This window comes from Pseudoalteromonas sp. 2CM41L (assembly GCF_023161905.1).
Classification (GTDB): Bacteria; Pseudomonadota; Gammaproteobacteria; order Enterobacterales; family Alteromonadaceae; genus Pseudoalteromonas; species Pseudoalteromonas atlantica.
In genome coordinates this window covers 99,870-119,773 of the sequence record NZ_JALNTN010000008.1, presented here as the reverse complement: position 1 = coordinate 119,773, position 19,904 = coordinate 99,870, and the positions used below count along the sequence as shown (strand labels likewise).

Below are 19,904 nucleotides of genomic sequence, written 5' to 3'. Positions count from 1 at the left end.
TTAATATATGTAAATTATTGAATAAAATTGCAAGGCCGTATTCTAAAGGTAAAGCCGCAGTATCGCCAGTAAATGGCGTTAATTAATCTTCTTGCTGTTGTAATTGCCACATTTGAGCGTATTGACCATTTTGTAATAAAAGCGCTGAATGTGTGCCTTGCTCAACTAGTTCGCCCTTTTTAAATACTAATATGTTATCGGCATCAACTATAGTTGATAGCCGGTGTGCAATCACAATACTGGTGTGGTTTTGAGTTACATCGCGCATTGCCTTTAAAATGGCTTGCTCCGCGTGCGAGTCGAGCGCCGAGGTCGCCTCATCAAAAATTAAAATAGGAGATTGCTTTAAAATTGCACGTGCAATTGCAATACGTTGTTTTTCGCCGCCAGATACTTTTAAACCGCGCTCGCCCACTAACGTTTTATCGCCTTGCGCTAAAGTTGAAATAAAGTTTTTTAAATGGGCCATTTCTATTGCTTTATCTATTTCACTATCGCTTGCTGTGGGTCTGCCATAGGCGATGTTTTCGCGTATGCTGGTGTTAAATAGCACGGTGTCTTGTGGCACTATAGCAATGGCTTTACGCAGGCTATCGAGAGTGACGGAGTCTATAGCTTGGTTATCTATGGTTATACTGCCCGCGCTAATATCGTAAAAGCGATAAAGTAACCGCGCCAACGAGCTTTTACCTGCACCACTTGCACCTACAACGGCAACCTTACTGCCTGCTTTAACTTTAAAGCTAATATTACTAAGAATAGGGCGGTTGGCATCGTAACTAAAACTGACATTATTAAAGGCTATATTACCTTTGCTAACACAAAGGTGTTGAGCATGGGGGCGCTGAGTTATCTGTGGTTTTTTATTAAGTAAGCCCAGCATGTTTTCTAAATCGGTTAGGGCGCGCCTTATTTCTCGATAAACAAATCCCAAAAAGTTAAGCGGTAAAAATAATTGGATCATGTAGGCGTTTATCATTACAAGTTCGCCAATTGTTAGAGCGCCTGTTACCACCTCTTTGGCACCTAACCACATCAGCGCTGTAATAGCGCTTGCAATTATTAACGCTTGGCCTGAATTAAGCGCAAGCAACGACATTCTATTTTTTAAACGGGCGGTTTCCCAATTTGCTAAAAAAGAGTCGTATGTTTTGGCTTCAAATTCTTCGTTATTAAAATATTTTACAGTTTCGTAGTTAAGCAGGCTGTCTATGGCGCGCGTATTACTAAGGTTATCGGCGGCGTTTGCCTCGCGTATAAAACGGTTTCGCCACTGCGTTACTGTTACGGTAAAGGTAATATAAATAGCAACCGCTAATAAGGTTATTAACGCAAACCAAATAGAAAATAGCGAGCCAAAAATAATAGCAACGGTCAGTATTTCAAAAAGGGTGGGGACAATATTAAACATTAAAAAACGCATTAAAAAGCTCAGCCCACTAGTACCACGCTCTATATCACGGCTTATTCCACCGGTTTGCCTATCGAGGTGAAAAGCAAGCTCTAGCGAGTGTAAATGTTTAAATACTTTTAACCCAATATCACGCATCGCGTGCTCTGTCACACGAGAGAACACCGCATCTCTTACTTCGCCTAAAAACACGCTGGCAAACCTAAGCCCACCATACATAAGCAATAGTAATGCAGGGATAACTAAAACTGGATTAATTGATTTATCAACCGAGTCGATAATTTCTTTTAATGCCCAAGGCATTAAAAGAGTTGCGCCTTTAGCTCCTATAAGGGCTAAAAGCGCTAAAAGTACGCGCCCTTTAAATTTAGTAATGTATGGCCACAGCGTTTTAATACTTTGTTTTAAGGTCATTGCATCGGCGCGTTTTATAGTACTGTGTTTAGAGCGCATTACGGATCTCAGTCAAATAAATACTTAATTAATATGCATTGTATTTTAAATACTTGCCCATATATACTACGCATCCCTTATTTTAGTTTGACGCAACCATGTTTAACGTTCGTGTGTTTATAACTGCTTTTTTACTGTTTTGTGCGCTTTTTAGTGTTCAAAGTAGTGCGCAGTGCGTTACACATAAATTAAACACTGTAACCACCTCATTGAGTGTGTTTGCTGATAGCGTTGAGTTAGCTAAAACGCTGCCTATATCAAAATCAGTAAAGGGAAGTGAGCACAAAAAAACACATCAAACAGGGTTTGACGCTCATCAACCTAGGTTAACGGCTAGTAATTCTTCGTTATTTTTACATGCCGTGCAAAGTGAGCCTGAATACGACGTTGTATTTGAATTTTTTGCACACACCCTTTTTAGAGAAATATACCTAAGCCCCAACGCTTTTATTGCCCAACAGCCATGGTATACACTTGTAACGCATAGCAAAAAGTCGCGACTCAGCGGCTGGAAAGACGCTAATTTACTCTATACCGCCGTAAGTACCTACCACGCTTAATTTTCTTATTTAATTTTTATTAGGTTTTAACGTTTTACGTTTAGGCCTTGAGATTAATTGTGCTTTTAAAAAGTACGTTACCGGTTCTGGTAATAAGGAAACACCATGTTAAGTGTAAAAAAAGATCACAAGCCGTTTATGGCTAAATTTAAATTAAGCTATATAGCCATGCTTATTGTGCTGGTTTTATTAGCCATTAGCGCATTACCCAACTTATACCCTAATAAATCGTGGTTACATGTAAGCAATGCACCTCATAGCGAAACACAAGCTGTGCCAAGCACTAATGCATTAGTAACTTTTTTAAATAACCAAGGTTTAAAAGTTGAGCAAGGGCTAAATAATCAAACATCTATAAATATTTTGTTAAACGAGCCAACTAAAAGCGCACAAGCGCAAGCGGCTATAAAGGCGCAGTACCCACACACGCAAGTTAAAATTGTAGAGCATGCAACGAGCCCACTTTGGCTGCAAGAGATTGGCTTATCGCCAATAAAATTGGGACTAGATTTAAACGGCGGTGTGTTATTTGTACTCGACGTAGATTTAGATAAAGCAATTGATGAGCAATTAGTCAGTGCGTATCAACAAGCAAAATCAATTATTATTAAGCAAAAAGCGCACGGCCTTAAAGTGCTGCAAACAGGGCACGGCTTTGAAATAAATGCACACCCAAATGGAGCGAAAAAGCTTACCCCGGTAATCAATGAGCTACAAAGTCGCTTTGCTAATTTAGCAGTTTCAACAACCAGTAATGGTGATATTAAAAATGCAAAATTCACCTATTCAGAGCAAGGGCGAAGCAACTTTGATAAAGAAGTAATGAGCCAAACGCTTACAACGCTTCGCTCACGTATAGAAGAATTAGGCATTACCGAAGCCGTCACTCAGCGCCAAGGTAAAAACCGTATACGCATAGAGCTCCCTGGCGTGCAAGACCCAACAGAGGCAAAGCGCATCATAGGTGCAACTGCATCACTTGGGTTTTATCAGTTAAAAGAAATTGGTGGGCAAACATTTGATATGCAATCAGGCGGGACCATCAAACTTGACCCAGTGCCAATTTTTACCGGTGAGCATATTAATAATGCCACAATAGGGCGCGATGACTGGGGTAAACCCCTTGTGCAACTTAGCCTTGATGGGCAAGGCGGCGATGCCATGTCAGCGTTTTCAAAAGCGAATATTGGTAAGCCTATGGCCACGGTTTACTCTGAGTACTCTCAAAACGCTAAAGGTGAAACCGTTAAAAAAAGCGAAGTTATAAATGTGGCTAATATTGCGCAGCATTTAAGTTCACGTTTTAGTATTACTAATATGAAAAGCCAACAAGCAGCGGCCGATTTAGCACTATTATTACGCGCAGGCTCGCTAACTGCACCGGTTACTATTGTGCACGAGCAAACAATTGGCCCAAGCCTAGGTCAAGAAAATATAACTAACGGCTTGGCCGCATTGATGCTGGGCATGGGTATTACACTTGCCTTTATGGCAATGTGGTATCGCCGCTTAGGACTTATTGCAAACGTAGCGCTATTATTAAATTTAACGTCGCTTGTGGGGCTAATATCGTTATTACCAGGGGTTGTGTTAACACTTCCGGGTATTGCCGGGCTGGTACTCACCATTGGCATGGCGGTAGATACCAACGTTATTATATTTGAGCGAATAAAAGAAGAGCGTAGAAAAGGCCGCTCTGCTTATCAAGCTATTCAAGAAGGTTATAAGCAAGCCGCTAACACCATATTTGATGCCAATATAACCACCATGATGACCGCGCTTATTTTATATGGAATAGGTTACGGCCCAGTTAAAGGCTTTGCCATAACATTGGCACTTGGCTTAATAACCTCGGTATTTACTGGCGTGTACGTATCAAAAGTACTAAGCCAAACGGTATATTTAAAAATGGCTAAAAAAGCAGGAGTAAATGCACATGCTTAACATTTTTTTAAAGGGCGAGGCGGGTACACGTCTGCGTTTTTCCGGCATGCTTTTGAGCGCCATACTTGTACTGCTATCGGTATTTACGCTTAGTCAAAAAGGGCTTAATTTTGGGCTCGACTTTACCGGTGGTTACCTAACAGAATTTACCACCAGCCAAGGTGTTGAGCTAAAACAACTTGAGCAATTTATTACTAAAAATCACAATGGCGAGTTTGAACTAACCGCACAAGGTAATAATCACTTTCAACTACGCGAAGCGCCCAGCGGTTCAACAGCAAATAGTAGTGATTGGCAAAGCGCCATTACACAAAATGCAGATATTAACGCCGAGGTTTTATCATCAGCGTATATTGGCTCGCAAGTGGGTGATGAACTGTTTGAACAAGGTTGTTTAGCGCTATTTTCAGCCATGGTTGCAGTAATGCTTTATTTAGCGGTGCGGTTTGAATGGCGTTTAGCCGTAGGCTCTGTGGTTGCGCTAGTGCATGATTTATTACTGGTACTGGGGCTATTTTCGCTATTAAGTATCGAATTTAATTTAACGGTACTTGCCAGTTTGCTGGCCATTATAGGTTACTCACTTAACGACTCTATAATAGTAGGCGATAGAGTACGCGAGCTTTTACGTGTTAAATCTAATAATGCGCTTAGCCCCGCAAGTATTATTAACAACGCCATAAAAAGTACCTTAACGCGCACACTTATTACATCGGGCACCACGCTTGCTACAGTTGCAAGTGTTTGGCTCCTAGCGGGCGCGCCATTACAAGGCTTTGCCATCGCGCTATTTACCGGCATTGTAGTAGGCACGTTCTCATCTATTTGTATTGCCGCCACGTTACCCGAGCTTTTAGGGTTAAGTGCTAAAAATTACGAAGAAAAACAAGATGCAGAAACGCAAGCGTTGCTCGATATGCCCTAGCAATAAATGCTTTTAAAAATCTGCATTAAAACACAGGCGCTTAAAATAATGGTTTTAAGCGCCTTATAACGGTAAAATTAATCACATAGTTTACCGTATTGGTTATTAGCGCCTTTCATGAATAAATCCCACGTAATAGAACACCTTAAATTTGCACTCGAAGCACAATTAAACAGCGCAAAACAAGCTGCCAAAGCCGCGCACGACGCCGCTACTCACGAAGAAAGCGTTGCAGAAACGCAGTACGATACCCTAGGGCTCGAAGCCGCTTATTTAGCACAAGGCCAAGCCGAGCGTGTAAACGATTGCTACAAAAGCATTAAACAATTTGAAGCCATTTTTAAAGAGCCCACTCACAAAAAAGTGATTATAAGCTCTCTCGTTTGTTTAGAAGATGAAAACGCCTTACAAAAATGGTTTTATTTAGGCCCAGCCGCAGGCGGTTTAACGGTTGAAGTAAAAGGGCTGACTATTCAAGTTGTTACCCCCGAAGCCCCCCTGGGTAAACAACTTTTAGGCAAGCAGCTTGACGATGAAGTAAGCCTAACCATTGCAGGCAAAAACCATGAATATGAAGTGGTAGAAATTTTATAAAACATTGGTTTTTATGTAGGTCGGATAAGCGAAGCGCCATCCGACAAAACCATATCAATACAATAAACGCTTATACTTATAAATTAATTGTCGGATGGCATGGCTTCGCCATTTATCCGACCTACGTCAATGTTGTATATATCCTAAATTTGCGCTTTATTTGTCTAATGCGTAACAAATAATACAATGGATATGCAATGCAATATCGTCGTAATTATGTAAAAGGTGGGACGTACTTTTTTACAGTTAATTTGCTCGATAGGAATAAATCGTTGTTGGTTGAGCATATCGATTTATTAAGAGAGTCTATCCGTTTTGTTAAATCTCAAAGGCCATTTTATATAGATGCATGGGTTGTGCTGCCCGATCACCTTCATGCAGTTTTAACTTTACCAGATGATGATGTGGATTATTCGAGTCGCTGGCGAGAAATTAAAAAGCGATTTTCAAAATCACTCCCAAAGACAGAGTTTTTAACTCAAACACGGAAACGTAAAAATGAACGTGGAATTTGGCAGCGCCGTTTTTGGGAACATACTATTAGGGATGATAATGATTATTGGCATCATGTTAACTATGTTCATTTTAATCCGTTAAAACATGGCCTAGTTAGTCAAGTAGCTGATTGGCCTTATTCAAGTTTTCATAGAGCCGTGAAACAAGGTATTTATGCAAATAATTGGTGCGGATGAAAAATATAAATATTTCGTAGGTCGGATAAGCGAAGCGCCATCCGACAAAGCTATAGCTTCATAATACACTTTAGTTTTGTACAAAAGTTTTTGTTAAATGAAATAATTTCGGCCTTTATTACGCTTCGGATGGCATGCCTTCGCCATTTATCCGACCTACCCAACTAGTTAGCCTTTTTCACAAACTTCGCTGTTACCATCATTTCGCCAATACCATCTACTTTGCAATCTAGCTCGTGATCTTTTTTATCAAGCACACGCCTTACGACCGCTTTTGTGCCAATTTTAATAACTTGTGAGCTGCCTTTAATTTTTAAATCTTTGGCTACGGTTACTTTATCGCCATCAGTAAGTAAGGTGCCGTTGGCATCTTTAACTGAAATTGCGTCTTCATCGTTTGTACTATTTGGGTTCCATTCATAGGCGCATTCAGGGCATATAAGCAGTTGCTGGTCTTCGTAAACATATTCAGATTGGCACTGTGGGCAGGTAGGGTGTGACATTTATAACGCTCATAAAATATTAATTTTGCGTATTTTAATCTGCATTAATAGGAAAATATAGTTAATCAATATTTTTTATCTTCACGCTAAAAATATCTCGTTTGTGTGGTTTTTAAAAAGAGCATATAAAGCAGATGTCGCTTAAGCAATTTAAGCGCTAACACTTACAGTAGGTATTTGTTAAAGCACCCATCGTATTAAGTGATACGCGCAATGCCCACTTAGTACGATGGGTGTTTCTATTTATAGTGCTGAGTATTTTATTAGGCATGCTTTTTATATTTCTGACTTAACTAGGAAAAGTCGTGTTTAAAACCTTAATAGTGGTTGATAACAACGAGCAAACACTTGCTCAATCGTTCGAAAATGTAATTACGTTTAATAGTTACTTACGTGATTACCCAAAACATAATGAACCTAAAACCCGCATTATTAATTTATGCGACTCAAGCCAATACTTGAGTAAAGGTTACTATTGCTCATTACTTGCAGAGGCCCGTAAACACCAAGTATTACCCAGTGTTAAAACAATAAACGCGCTTCGAAGCGGTCAAGCTCCTATGTTAAATATTGGCTCTATTGATGGCGAAATTTACTTTGGTAATGCCTTAAACGAGCTACAAAGCAAAGCGGCTAAATCGGTATTTAAGCAATACCCAGCGCCTATTTTATATGTAGATGAACAAGGCTTGTTACAGCAAGGTTCGCTTAGCACTTTAAAAGATGAGCAATACAGCAATTTTGTAGTAAAACTAAATACGTTTACCCAAACCCAATGGCGTATTGGTACTGTGCAGCGCCGTTTTAGATGGGACATGGCAATCCTTGTTGATCATAACGAAAAAGTACCACCGAGCGATAAAGACGCCATTGCCCGTTTTATAAAAGCAGCGGCTAAACATGGTATTAATGCTCAAGCATTAAGCTTTGAAGAAATAGACAACATAGCCCAGTTTGATGCGTTATTTATTCGCCAAACTACAGCAATTGACCACCCAACGTATCGCCTTGCAAGTAAAGCGCAAAGCCTTGGTTTAGTGGTTATTGACGATGCTGAGTCTATTTTACGCTGTTGTAATAAAGTGTATTTACACGATGCGTTTAATTATCAAAAGGTGCCGAGCTTAAAAACGGTGGTAGTGGCTGATCAATCAGCGCAAACGCTTGAGCAATTAGAAGAGGCGTTTACCTATCCGCTGGTTTTAAAAATGCCTGAAGGGTCGTTTTCTAAAGGGGTGTTTAAAGTTGCAAACCGCAGTGAGCTTGAAGCTAAATTAACCGAGCTGTTTGAATATAGCGCATTGGTACTTGCACAAGAATACATGTACACAGAATACGATTGGCGAGTAGGTATATTAAATGGCCGCGCTATTTATGCGTGCCGCTACTTAATGGCGCGCAACCATTGGCAAATTTATAATCACGATGCTAAACGGTTTTTCTCTGGTGGCTTTGAAACGCTACCTACCTTTGAGTTACCAAAAGCCGTGTTAGATGCCGCTTTAAAAGCATGTAAAACTGTGGGCAAAGGCTTATATGGCGTAGATGTTAAAGAGCATCAAGGCAAAGCATATGTGCTTGAAGTAAATGATAATCCAAGTATTGATCACAAAGTAGAAGACGGCTATTTAGGCGACGAGCTATACATGATCATTATGGATGAATTTAAACAACGTTTAGAAGCACGAGGCCGTGGTTAATAACATGAGCAAGCTTGTTATTCGAAAAGCTATTGGTAGTGATTTAAATGCACTGATTGACGTTGAAAACGCCTGCTTTAATAACGACAAATTGAGCCCACGCAGTTTAAAGCGTTGGCAAAGTGCTAAGCACGGTATTTTGCTCGTTGCAGATAACGGCGAGCAAGTATGCGGCTATGGGCTGGTGTGGTGTCATAAAGGCACACGTTTAGCGCGTTTATATTCGCTTGCTGTAATACCCACAATGCAAGGTAAAGGCATTGCCAAAATGCTATTAGCTGAGCTTGAAAAACAAACCAACGAGCGTGGGCGGCTTTATTTACGTTTAGAAGTGGCCGTAAATAACGAAAGTGCGATAGGGCTTTATAAAAGTTTGGGTTACAGAGTGTTTGGCCAATATAGCGATTATTATGACGATCACAGTGATGCACTGCGAATGCAAAAAAATATTCGCCAAACGCGTGAGCTAAAAGTAGAGCGGTTAACGCCGTGGTATCAGCAAACTACCGAGTTTACTTGTGGGCCTGCGGCGTTATTAATGGCAATGGGGGCACTTGAGCCAACAACGGAGCTTAGCCAATCACATGAGCTGGCTCTTTGGCGCGAAAGCACCACCATTTTTATGACCTCGGGCCATGGTGGTTGCCATCCGTTTGGTTTAGCACTTGCGGCTAATAAGCGCGGCTTTAAAAGCGAAGTAATGGTTAACACCACCGAGCCTTTGTTTTTAGATGGCGTACGTAATGAAAATAAAAAAGTGGTGCTTTCAACAGTACACCAACAATTTGTAGAGGGTATTGCACAGACAAATATACCGCTTAGCTATAAAGATGTAGAGCTTGAGCATATTGAGCAGTGGTTAAGCCAAGGCTTTAGTGTGCTGTTACTAATTAGCACATACCGGTTAGATGGTAAGAAATCACCTCATTGGGTGTGTGTTACCCACCTTGATGAGCACTGCGTGTATGTTCACGACCCATTTTGTGAGCCAGGAAGCGATAAACAACTCGCAATAGATTGCCAGTACGTGCCTATAGCGCGCAGTGATTTTAGTAAAATGTCAGTATTTGGTAGCCAACGTTTAAGAACCGCGGTGGCCATTGCTAATAATTAATAGGTTTTAAGTAAAGAGTGACTTTTTTAGATTTAATTGATGTAGCCCCTTATTCGTGGGCGGCCATTGGTACCGCCGCTTTTTGCGGTGCCATAATTGGCTTAGAACGGCAATTGCGCGGTAAACCTGTGGGTATTCGTACCTCTGCGCTCATAACGCTGGGCACGTATTTGTTTTTATCAACCGCGTTTAACTTACAAGGCGATGTGATTGATCATTCGCGTGTAGTAGGGCAAATAATTACAGGTATTGGCTTTTTAGGTGCAGGGGTCATGCTTGCAAAAGACGGCGCTGTAGTAGGGGTAACCTCTGCTGCAACCATTTGGGTGCTTGCCTCAATTGGCGTAATGATAGCCACCGACAATTTAGGCGCTGCCATTAAACTTTCGGTGCTGGTGGTTGGTATTTTATACGGTGTAGATGTACTGGAGGCAAAATTTAAAAGCCTAAGCAAAGGCGTACACACTAAAGTAAAAAATTATCAAAAACGTTACTACCGAAAAGACTTTAACGACACAGAACGCCACTGATTTAACGCCACTAATTTAGTGGCGTTTTTATATGAGTGTATTAACTAAAGCGTGACTGCTTGGTACTCTATTGCCTCGTTAATAGGCGCAGGGCGACCAATAAAGTAGCCTTGGACGTTATCTACTTTTAGCTGCCTCAATGTGAGAAGCTCTTCTTTATTTTCGATACCTTCAGCTACAATCGTACAATTAATTGCTTTTGCAAAACCACATAATGCTTTTGCGAGTAAAAACTTTCTTTGGTCGTTATTTATATTTTCAGTCAGGCTTATATCAAGTTTTATAATATCGGCTTCTAACTCCAATATGTGCTGAAAAGACGAAAACCCAGCGCCTACATCGTCAATTGCTAGTTTTACGCCTTTATTTCTCAATGGCTCAAGTGCCGCGCGCATAGCTTGGTAATCTAAAATAGGCGAGTGCTCTGTGACTTCTAATATAATGCGGGTGCAATCAACATTTTGTAATACATTATTAATTGAGCCCGATAATATATGTGCAGGAGATGTATTTATAGTCACGTAGGCATGTGGGGCAAGTTCATCCATACAATGTAGGGTGTTTTGTATAGCAAGAATTTCCAGTGCTTCACCTAGCCCTAAGTTGTCGGCATCTTTAAACCATACATCGGGGGTTTTGTAAGGTTGAGTAAAAAAGCGTGAAAGCGATTCATAACCCGATAGCCGATTCGTCGCTAGGTTAAAAATGGGCTGAAAATAAATAGTGATGGCATTTGTTTTTATAATATTTTCAATCAGTATTTTTGTCTCATTACTTATGGTGTCTGATTGTGATCTTTGTTCAATGAGCTCGGTAGCAAGCTCTGAAATTAGTTTTAAAAAAGCCAGATCTCTATCATTTAAATCGTCATCAAATGTGGTTTTATAACAGCAAAAGGTACCATACGTTTTGCCTGATGCTAAAACAATCGGTACACCTATGTAAGCGCCTATATTTAATTTTTTGGTGACCGGCATAGCCTTAGTAATAGGGTGTTTATGTGTGTTAGGAATTATTGGTTCAAGGTCGTTGTCTGAAATTTTTTTACAGTAAGTCTCACAAATAGGATCTGAATTACCTACTGATACGCAGTGGTTATCGGTATGATTATCAACCACCTTAAAAACCCGATCTGTTTGTGTAAATTCTGATATAAACGCCACATCCATTTTAAGATGTTTGCGAACAAGCGAAAGTAACCTTAATAACTTTTCGTCCACTGAGCCATTATTTTGTTGTTCAAAAAGGTGCTGTTTTATTTCATCGCTCATACAATAACCTAGCTAGGATTTTAGCTAATAGTGTAATTTATATAAGGAAAAAAGCCACTCAATTGCAGCTTTGTATTAGCCAAATAGTTTTCTTCGTACTACTTTTCTGTACTCGCTTGGCGTTTGGCTAAGCACTTTTTTAAACACGCGGGTTAAATGGCCTTGGTCGTTATAGCCGACCTCAAGTGCCACCTCTTGAATCGTTAAATTAGATGAAGCTAATAATTCTTTAGCGCCTTCTACCCGTAATTGTTGCCAATATTCTATAGGGCTTTGATTAGTCGCAAGCTTAAAACGGCGGGTAAATGTACGATAGCTCAAACTAAATTGGGCAGCTACTTCTTGTAAGTTTAACTCGCTGGCTAAATTAGTTTTAAGCCAAAACTGAATTTGCGCTATGAGTTCATCTGGATGGCGGTCAACTGCGCCTTCAAGGTAGCGCTGATCTTCGTATGGTTTACGTACTTCGTGCGAAAAGTTACGCTCTACATGTTGCGCAGCGGCTTTGCCATAGTATTGGCTAATGATATGTACGATCACATCGGCAAGGGCATTTAAACTTGCCACCGTATACATGCGCTCAGACTGGGTGATAAAAAAGTCGGGCTTTAGGCGCACTAACGGGTAGTCGTTGCTAAATTGTTTAGCGTAATGCCAATGGGTTGTTGCAGGGTGCCCATCAAGTAAGCCCGCTTCTGCAACTAGGCAATTACCCGTGCCTACACCAATTATATGACTGCCGGTTTCAAAGCTTTCTTGTAGCCATTCAACCACTTCTTTATTAGTACGTACTACAGGGCGAGGGTTTCGCCATATACCGGGCACAATAATTAAGTCGTTGTAGGGCGCGTTGTGTGTGGTGCAGTCGGGGACTATGGCAAGCCCAGTACGGTTTTGTATTGGCTCATTATTTTTAGCAATTAAATTTATACTAAGCGGTCTAAAATCCGTGTGGCTTAAATGGCCTTTTGCATAAGCCTCACCGGCTCTTAGCATTTCAATAGGCAGTGTTAAACTGGTAATAAGTAAATGCGGGTACACTGCTATGGCAATATTTAACGCTGGGTTTACTGATTTTTTATGCATCTGAATGCTCCGACCAGTACTTTTTGGCCTTTAATGCTGAATATTTGGCTATTAAAGCACAAAGTGCTGTGGTTAATCCAATTAAACTGTTTGCTTCTCCTATAACACGTTTTAAAGGTTAATTATGACAGCATTACCCGTAATAGTAGGCATGGGTGGTATTAACGCCGCTGGCCGTACTTCTTTTCATCAAGGTTACCGCCGTATCGTGTTAGACGCATTAAACGCACAAGCTCGTAGTGAAACATTTTTAGGCCTCGCCACATTAATGAACTTAGTACGCGTTGTTGATGGTCAATTACAAGACACAAACGGTAATAATGTTGAGCAAAGCGACATAGAAGCACGCTTTGGTGAGCAAATTATTGCTGGCACACTTATTCGTAAAATTGAAAAAGAACATTTTGACGCAGATGCCACGCCTTGGCAGCAAAAAATGACGTTAAAGTCCTCTGATGAAAACGCAATTGTGTTTGAAACGCGCGCACGCGATTTACCAACCCCAGTGCCTGCCAGTTGGAAAGTACAAGAGCTTGAAGGCAAAAAAGTAAAAGTGACTATAGCGGCAGAGCTAGATGTAAAATTAGATTCTACCCGTGATAACCCAATTAAATCGGCAGGTCAGTTTCCTACCGGGTTTGATCCGTCAATAATGTATAACAGCCGTTACCAGCCACGTGGTTTGCAAGCCACTATATTTGCAGCAAACGATGCTATTAAGTCAACTGGTCTTGATTGGCAACGCATAATGAATAGCGTAGAGCCAGATAAAATTGGTACTTATTCAGCCTCGGTTATTGGCCAAATGGACGACAAAGGATTAGGCGGTTTAGTTAAAGCACGCCAGCAGGGCGATCGTGTTAGTACAAAGCAATTAGCACTTGGTCTAAACACGATGTCGACTGATTTTATAAACGCCTACGTTACAGGAAATGTAGGTACTACGTTTTCTACCTCGGGTGCATGTGCCACGTTTTTATATAACTTACGCGCTGCAGTAAACGATATTCAAGCAGGGCGCACCCGTGTTGCGGTGGTAGCAAGTGTTGAATGCGCTATTACGCCTGAAGTAGTAGAAGGCTTTGGTAATATGAGCGCCCTTGCTAATGTTGAAGGCCTGCGCCGTTTAGATAATTTAAGCAGTGAGCAAGAGCCAAATTACCGTAAAAGCAGCCGTCCATTCGGTGAAAACTGTGGCTTTACATTAGGTGAAGGTGCACAAGTGGCCATTTTAATGGACGATGCGTTAGCACTTGAACTAGGTGCAGACATTATGGGCTCAGTACCTGATGTATTTGTAAATGCCGATGGTATTAAAAAATCAATCACCTCACCGGGCCCTGGTAACTACATTACAATGGCAAAATCAGCAGCGCTTGCAACAAGTTTATTAGGTAAAGAGGCGTTACAAAAGCGCAGCTTTATTTTAGCGCATGGTTCTAGCACGCCGCAAAATAGAGTAACAGAGTCACTTATTTATCATAAAGTGGCACAAACGTTTGCCATTGATAGCTGGAAAGTGACGGCGCCAAAAGCTTATGTAGGGCATACAATTGCCCCCGCCAGTGGCGATCAGCTCGCTATAGCGCTGGGTGTATTTAGTCATAATATTATGCCGGGTATTACTACCATAGATAAAGTTGCCGACGATGTTTATGCTGATCACTTAGATATACGTAACAGTCATTACGATTGTGGCGACATGGACATAGCCTTTATAAACTCAAAAGGTTTTGGCGGTAATAACGCTACTGCTACTGTACTTAGCGCTAAAGTAACACTACAAATGCTTGCTAAGCGCCATGGTGAAAAAGCGATGAGTGATTACGCTGATAAAAACACATCCGTTGTTGCTTCGCAAAATACCTATAAAGCGCAAGCTGACCTTGGTAAGTACGAATTAGTATATCGTTTTGGTGATGGCGCCATTGACGATAACGACATTGTAATTGGCGAGGACAGCATAGAGCTTCCCGGTTTTGATAAAGCAATTTCGTTTAATACAACCAACTCCTATCAAGATATGTTTTAAGCACACATACTTGAATCCAAAGGCGCTGTTTAAAGCGCCTTTTTTTCATCTTTTCAATCAGCTAAACCTACGGTGTGTTCTGTTTTGCAATTAAAATATACTGCTGTGAATTTTTACCTAGATGTTGACAATGTTTATTGTAAATAATAGCGAATCACGCTGGTTTAGTTTTTTCTACTTACTAACAGATGTGATCATTTATATGAGTTTAAGAGGTGCTTTATAGCTCATAACCGTTAAAGCAACGATTAGATTGATGAATAAATAGTAAGTATTTTCTTGCAGTAAAAACACACTTTAATAAAAATTTAATTATATTTTTAACTCTATGATATCAAGTTTAAAAAAGATAAAATTAATAACTTATGATTAGTATTAAACAATAAAAATAATTGAAAAACACTAGCGATGTTCCATACTATTTTTAATAGATAAGCCATATCAAAACTACTCCTACAATTAAATAATTACTAATTTGGCTATGAACTTTATTTACAACCCTTTGTAAATTTAACGTACGCCTGAACAGTTAATGATTAATTTCTGCTTAGGTAAATATTCAAATTATTAATTAGTTTAGGAATAGCAATGAAATTAACCTTAAAAATTCGTCGGATAAAAGGTAAGTTTTTACTTAGCTTTTATATTTTGTTGGTTCTACCGCACATTAGTATTGCTGAAACCGTTTTATTTGATGATTACCCCCAAAATGGCACCTCTTTGTGGTCTACTTCATCCAGTGAATCAAGCTTAACGCAGATAGATGAACCAGTAGCTGATGGCGATAAAGCAATCGTAATGTCAGCCCATCATTGGACCCAATCGGGTTTGCGCATTGCACAAGTACCGCCATACGAAGATACTATCCTCGAAGCAAAAATATACCGAAAGTCAGGTAGTAAAGGGACCCTTATGTTTCGTAGGGGGGAAAACTCTTTAAAGATAAATCTAGATGATTCTAATAGCGAGTTTTGGACCATTAATGGCGAGCCAGGACATAATGACTACTCAGATGACACTTGGCATACAATTCAAATACACCTTAAACACTTTAACTTAAACGAAGGAGAGAATGTACTCGCAGTAGGTATTCAGGGCCCTTACGGTACAGGTATATTTTATATGGATTCAGTCTACTTTAAAGAGAATAAATCGATTGTAACTACTAACCCTCCGGCGCCAGGGAATTGGGTACTTACTTTTGAAGATGACTTTAACCAAAACACCCTCAACCCTGATAAGTGGAAAGTTGGCAAGCAATACTTAGGTATGAGTGGCATTGCTGCTAATGCAGGAAGTGAAAATATTAGTGTTGAAAACGGTATGCTGATGTTCAAAGCCGAGCGAGAACTCTTTAGTCAAGGAGATAAAACGCATCATTATAAAGGGGCTGAGATCAGTACTTTTGGTCAGTTTAGGCAGCAATATGGATACTTCGAAGCCAAGATTAAGTATGACTCAATACATGGTACGTGGCCTGCTTTTTGGCTGTTAGCTGATAAAGGAATTTATGGGAGTGATACTTATAGGCGCCAAGCTTTATTAAAATTTAGTCTTGATGATATATCAGATACGGTTGACTCAGCACTTCTAAAGCTCAAGGTCTCTAAAGCAACAAATAAAAGCAGTGTTGCAGTACATAAAACACTTTCGAGTGATTGGTCTCAGAGTACATTAACGTGGGATACAAAGCCGAAGATTGACCCCATTTGGTTTACTCACCGTTATGGTGCTTCATCTGGTGATATTATTGAGGTTGATGTTACTGATTATATTCAAAAGCAGAAAAATGCGGGAAGTGATGCCAGCTTTGCCTTAGTCGATAACTATATGAGAAAACAGCTTTTAGAAATATTCAGTAATGAAGCAGAAAACTCAGCTGATAGGCCTGTACTTGTTGTTAATGACACAAATATAGGAATAACTGATGATGCAACAGTTCGTGGTGGTGAGTATGCTAAAAAAAACTATGGCGAGGAGCCTATTTTATTGGTTAAAGATGTGTGGGGCGATACATCAACCACTTTTGGTAGGGGTATGGAGTTCGATATTATGGAGTATTTAGGCGTGTGGGGCGGCGGTGTCAGTTGGGCTGCTCTACATTGGGATGGATACGGTAGTAAACATGCATCAGTAGAGTCAGATAAACTTTACCTTAATGAAACAGAAGATGACTTTCATCTATTTGGTATGCATTGGGCCCCTAATTACGTTGGAATGTATATCGATGGTGAAAAAGTATGGGAACATGAAAGCGAGCGGATTGGCAGCTTACCCTCATATGTGATCTTATCATTACAAGTCGGTGGATGGGACGGTAATACTCGTAATATTGATGATGATTTTGTGGCCACAATGCTTGTTGATTATGTCAAAGTATGGAAAAACCAAGAGTAAAATTAGTATTAAAATTTAGGGTAACCGGCTACATAAAAATGAATACTGATTTAAACTATTTACTTAGCAACGTGTAGCAAAGGCGCTGTTTAAGGCGCCTTTTTTTATGCCTGTGTTTTTTATAAAAGCCATAATAATACCAATCCGTAATACTCAATCATTTTGCGCGGCTAAACATGTCGCTACAAGCGTTAAAATTCTCAATTAGATTAATTAAATAGCGAATTTTTTACCTAGCTACAAACACGTTTTTCCAGCCTCATAATAGCTCACTTAATAAAGCAGATTGGTATAAAGTTGATTAAAAAATGACGTGTTTTTTATGGATTAACTTGCATTTATGGAGTACCTTTGTTTTTATAATAGAAACATAATCTAGGATGGATATATCGATGAAAAAACTTTTACTAGCACTTTCTCTCGCTTCAACCTTTACTCACTTATCAGTATCAGCAGATGATTTTGTAGCTGCTGAAATTATTAATAAAAACTACGACCAGCTTACTAATACCTCGCCGCGTGCATCGAGGTTAGAAGGGATTAATTTAAGTAGCTACGTGGTTGATGAAAACGGCCAGGTGAGTGATATCGAAATTGTGGCTTCGCTTGGTCAAAAAAAATATCAACGAGAAGCTCTCGATTATGTTTCTAAGCTTAATTATAAAAGTGCACAGATAAATGGCAGTGCCGTGCCAACGGCGAAAACTATTACGGTAAGCTCGCAAAATGTACATGCTAGTTTTTCTAACGATCAGGCATCCCCGGCGTTTTTTGACGATTATGAGAAAGCCAGCCAGCTTATTGATGATAAAAAGTACGATGAAGCTAAAACGTATATTACTGAGCTTGAAAACGAACACACTAAAAACACAGTCGAAATAGTTTTACTGGCTTGGCTTAAAAGCCAACATAGCTACTTTGTGCAAGATTGGAAAAGCTTTGATAAGTCAATTTATGAAGCCTTTTTGTTTAGAGATAACTTACCGGATCAAATAAAAAAACGCGTTATTAAAAATGCCTTACAATGGTTTATTTCAAAACAAGACTACGTACGTGCTTACGATGCAATTGATGCATTAGGTGATATTGAATCAATAACGTTTAGCGAGGAAAATAGAGCGCAATTACTTGCACAAGTGAATGACATTTATAAAAACTCTGGCGCTATAAATCAACAAATAACGCTTGAGTCTGAAAAAGCGGTTTTACCTTTACTTTCTAAAGGTACGGTTGAACTTAGTGCGAGTAAACCGTTATCTAAAGTACAACTTCGCTGTGAAAACAAAGTCGTTAATTATAATACCAACGAGATTGATAAAATATTAATTTCAAAAAATGATATTCGTTGTGGGCTATTAATTAAAAGTGCACAGGCGCAAACGGTTACTTTAAAACAAACTGGTGAAAGCTTTTTATAAAGTATTTTATTGGTAATAAACACTTAAATAAAAACCCCACAATATTATTGTGGGGTTTTTGTTATATATATTTAGCAATTAGAGTGTGCTTATTGTTGCGCTTCCAGCCTAAATAGCGTTTTGCAAGCAAAGTGGTTAAGCCTATAACCACAGCTATAAATAACAAAGTTGCGCCATAACTCATACCGTACCCCGGTGGAAGGCCTACTAATGTGTCGCCGTATGTCATATCGCTAAAACTAAGTCCTAAAACAGGGATAAGCAACCAAGCGACAGCGTGCAATAAATACAAATGTGCAAGGTATGAGAACATACTGGTTTTACCAAGCACTTGTAAAAAGTTACGAGAAAAGTCGGCTTTAACATGGCTTAAAAGTTTAAGCGCAATTAGCCCAAGGCCTACGGTTAGCAACATAAATTGTAATGACAGTGGGTATTTAGTCGGGTTTAAAAACGACATAACAGTATTAATAGTATGGGTATGAATAGTAAATACTGAAGTGTCGCCGTATAAATTAAAACCGCGCAGCACAGTGTATAAAGCAAGGCAGCTTGCACCTAATATAGCTGCATAATTCATGACCTGGGCTTTGTACTGGTGTTTTTTATAATATACTCCCGCGCAGTAAGCTAAAGCCATTAAACCTACAATGGGCGCAACTGGGTAAGTTGTTCTCATTTTTAAGCCCAAAGGTAGTTCAAGTACATTTTTTTGATGTGCAATAGACCAAAGTGTATGTGCGAACGTATTTGGCTCAAAGCCTACGCCATCAAATAGATTATGGCCAAACACCAACAATAAAGCACTTATTAGCACTGCATAAGTGCCTAATAAACGTAATAAGCCTAATATGACAAATCCCCAGCCTATTGCCCAAATGACCTGTGCGTACAACATTGGAAAAGCGGGGTTAAAGCTCCATGACCACGAAACAATGGTGAATTCAAAAATGATTAGCACCAATCCACGGACAATTAAATTGTAAGAAAATGCCTTAGTTGAAGCGTATTTATGCTCAGTAACAGCTGCTGAAACGCCTGCTAAAAAAACAAATAAAGGGGCACAAAAGTGCGAAATAAAGCGGGTGAAAAAAGTAACAGGGCTGGTACCCGGAACCGCCATAGGATCGGTTACTGAGTAATTAAGACAATAATACATACCATGGTCAATCACCATAAATATAATGATAATGCCACGCAATAAATCAATATGATGTAACCGAGGGGCTGTAGAGTGAGACGACATCATTAAGCTCAAATACGTTGTATAAATT

General features: G+C 39.7%; 16 protein-coding genes. 11 read left to right on the top strand and 5 right to left on the bottom strand.

From position 1 onward, the window contains the following. Positions 1-82: 82 nt before the first annotated feature. On the bottom strand, positions 83-1,864 hold the full coding sequence (locus MTF64_RS11625; protein ID WP_248451479.1) for an ABC transporter ATP-binding protein/permease: 1,782 nt from the start codon (positions 1,862-1,864) through the stop codon (positions 83-85). Positions 1,865-1,962: 98 nt separating this feature from the next. On the opposite strand from MTF64_RS11625, the gene MTF64_RS11620 reads away from it, so the two are divergent. The 5 genes from MTF64_RS11620 (at position 1,963) to MTF64_RS11600 (ending at position 6,579) form a co-directional block, all read left to right on the top strand. Next, on the top strand, positions 1,963-2,424 hold the full coding sequence (locus MTF64_RS11620; protein ID WP_248451477.1) for a hypothetical protein: 462 nt from the start codon (positions 1,963-1,965) through the stop codon (positions 2,422-2,424). 105 nt (positions 2,425-2,529) lie between these two features. Further along, on the top strand, positions 2,530-4,368 hold the full coding sequence (gene secD, locus MTF64_RS11615) for a protein translocase subunit SecD (protein ID WP_248451475.1): 1,839 nt from the start codon (positions 2,530-2,532) through the stop codon (positions 4,366-4,368). Then, positions 4,361-5,293, top strand: a complete 933-nt coding sequence (secF, locus tag MTF64_RS11610) for a protein translocase subunit SecF (protein ID WP_096740390.1) — start codon at positions 4,361-4,363, stop codon at positions 5,291-5,293. The genes secD and secF overlap by 8 nt, the downstream gene beginning before the upstream one ends. A 117-nt stretch (positions 5,294-5,410) precedes the next feature. After that, the gene (locus tag MTF64_RS11605; protein ID WP_096739682.1) at positions 5,411-5,887 is read left to right on the top strand and encodes a GreA/GreB family elongation factor; all 477 of its coding nucleotides are present in this window, start codon (positions 5,411-5,413) and stop codon (positions 5,885-5,887) included. 197 nt (positions 5,888-6,084) lie between these two features. Then, complete coding sequence (locus MTF64_RS11600) at positions 6,085-6,579, top strand: transposase (protein WP_004587815.1); 495 nt, start codon at positions 6,085-6,087, stop codon at positions 6,577-6,579. 164 nt (positions 6,580-6,743) lie between these two features. Here the strand turns inward: MTF64_RS11600 and MTF64_RS11595 are convergent, their stop codons facing one another. Continuing rightward, the gene (locus MTF64_RS11595; protein WP_096041827.1) at positions 6,744-7,082 is read right to left on the bottom strand and encodes a zinc ribbon domain-containing protein YjdM; all 339 of its coding nucleotides are present in this window, start codon (positions 7,080-7,082) and stop codon (positions 6,744-6,746) included. Between the two features lie 305 nt (positions 7,083-7,387). Between MTF64_RS11595 and MTF64_RS11590 the strand changes: the two genes are divergently transcribed. Genes MTF64_RS11590 through MTF64_RS11580 form a run of 3 tightly spaced genes read left to right on the top strand, consistent with a single transcriptional unit; the run spans position 7,388 to position 10,426 of the window. Further along, the gene (locus MTF64_RS11590; RefSeq protein ID WP_096739681.1) at positions 7,388-8,782 is read left to right on the top strand and encodes a RimK family protein; all 1,395 of its coding nucleotides are present in this window, start codon (positions 7,388-7,390) and stop codon (positions 8,780-8,782) included. Between the two features lie 4 nt (positions 8,783-8,786). Continuing rightward, positions 8,787-9,896 carry a GNAT family N-acetyltransferase/peptidase C39 family protein gene (locus MTF64_RS11585; protein WP_248451474.1) on the top strand — a complete coding sequence of 370 codons (1,110 nt, stop codon included), beginning with the start codon at positions 8,787-8,789 and terminating at the stop codon, positions 9,894-9,896. Positions 9,897-9,913: 17 nt separating this feature from the next. Next, complete coding sequence (locus tag MTF64_RS11580) at positions 9,914-10,426, top strand: MgtC/SapB family protein (RefSeq protein WP_024034059.1); 513 nt, start codon at positions 9,914-9,916, stop codon at positions 10,424-10,426. Between the two features lie 44 nt (positions 10,427-10,470). On the opposite strand, the gene MTF64_RS11575 is transcribed toward MTF64_RS11580, so the two are convergent. Then, a complete protein-coding gene (locus tag MTF64_RS11575) occupies positions 10,471-11,697 on the bottom strand; it encodes an EAL domain-containing protein (RefSeq protein WP_248451472.1) in 1,227 nt (408 codons plus the stop codon). Between the two features lie 75 nt (positions 11,698-11,772). Then, the gene (locus tag MTF64_RS11570; RefSeq protein ID WP_008131596.1) at positions 11,773-12,783 is read right to left on the bottom strand and encodes a helix-turn-helix domain-containing protein; all 1,011 of its coding nucleotides are present in this window, start codon (positions 12,781-12,783) and stop codon (positions 11,773-11,775) included. A gap of 124 nt (positions 12,784-12,907) precedes the next feature. On the opposite strand from MTF64_RS11570, the gene MTF64_RS11565 reads away from it, so the two are divergent. From MTF64_RS11565 to MTF64_RS11555, 3 genes are all read left to right on the top strand, one after another. After that, positions 12,908-14,815 carry a beta-ketoacyl synthase gene (locus tag MTF64_RS11565; protein WP_096739677.1) on the top strand — a complete coding sequence of 636 codons (1,908 nt, stop codon included), beginning with the start codon at positions 12,908-12,910 and terminating at the stop codon, positions 14,813-14,815. A gap of 588 nt (positions 14,816-15,403) precedes the next feature. Next, positions 15,404-17,212, top strand: coding sequence for a DNRLRE domain-containing protein (locus MTF64_RS11560; protein ID WP_154944389.1), 1,809 nt, complete (start codon positions 15,404-15,406; stop codon positions 17,210-17,212). Positions 17,213-17,604: 392 nt separating this feature from the next. Next, a complete protein-coding gene (locus MTF64_RS11555) occupies positions 17,605-18,630 on the top strand; it encodes an energy transducer TonB (RefSeq protein ID WP_138578158.1) in 1,026 nt (341 codons plus the stop codon). A gap of 61 nt (positions 18,631-18,691) precedes the next feature. Here MTF64_RS11555 and MTF64_RS11550 read toward each other — a convergent pair whose 3' ends face one another. Then, complete coding sequence (locus MTF64_RS11550; protein WP_248451504.1) at positions 18,692-19,876, bottom strand: acyltransferase family protein; 1,185 nt, start codon at positions 19,874-19,876, stop codon at positions 18,692-18,694. Positions 19,877-19,904 lie beyond the last annotated feature (28 nt).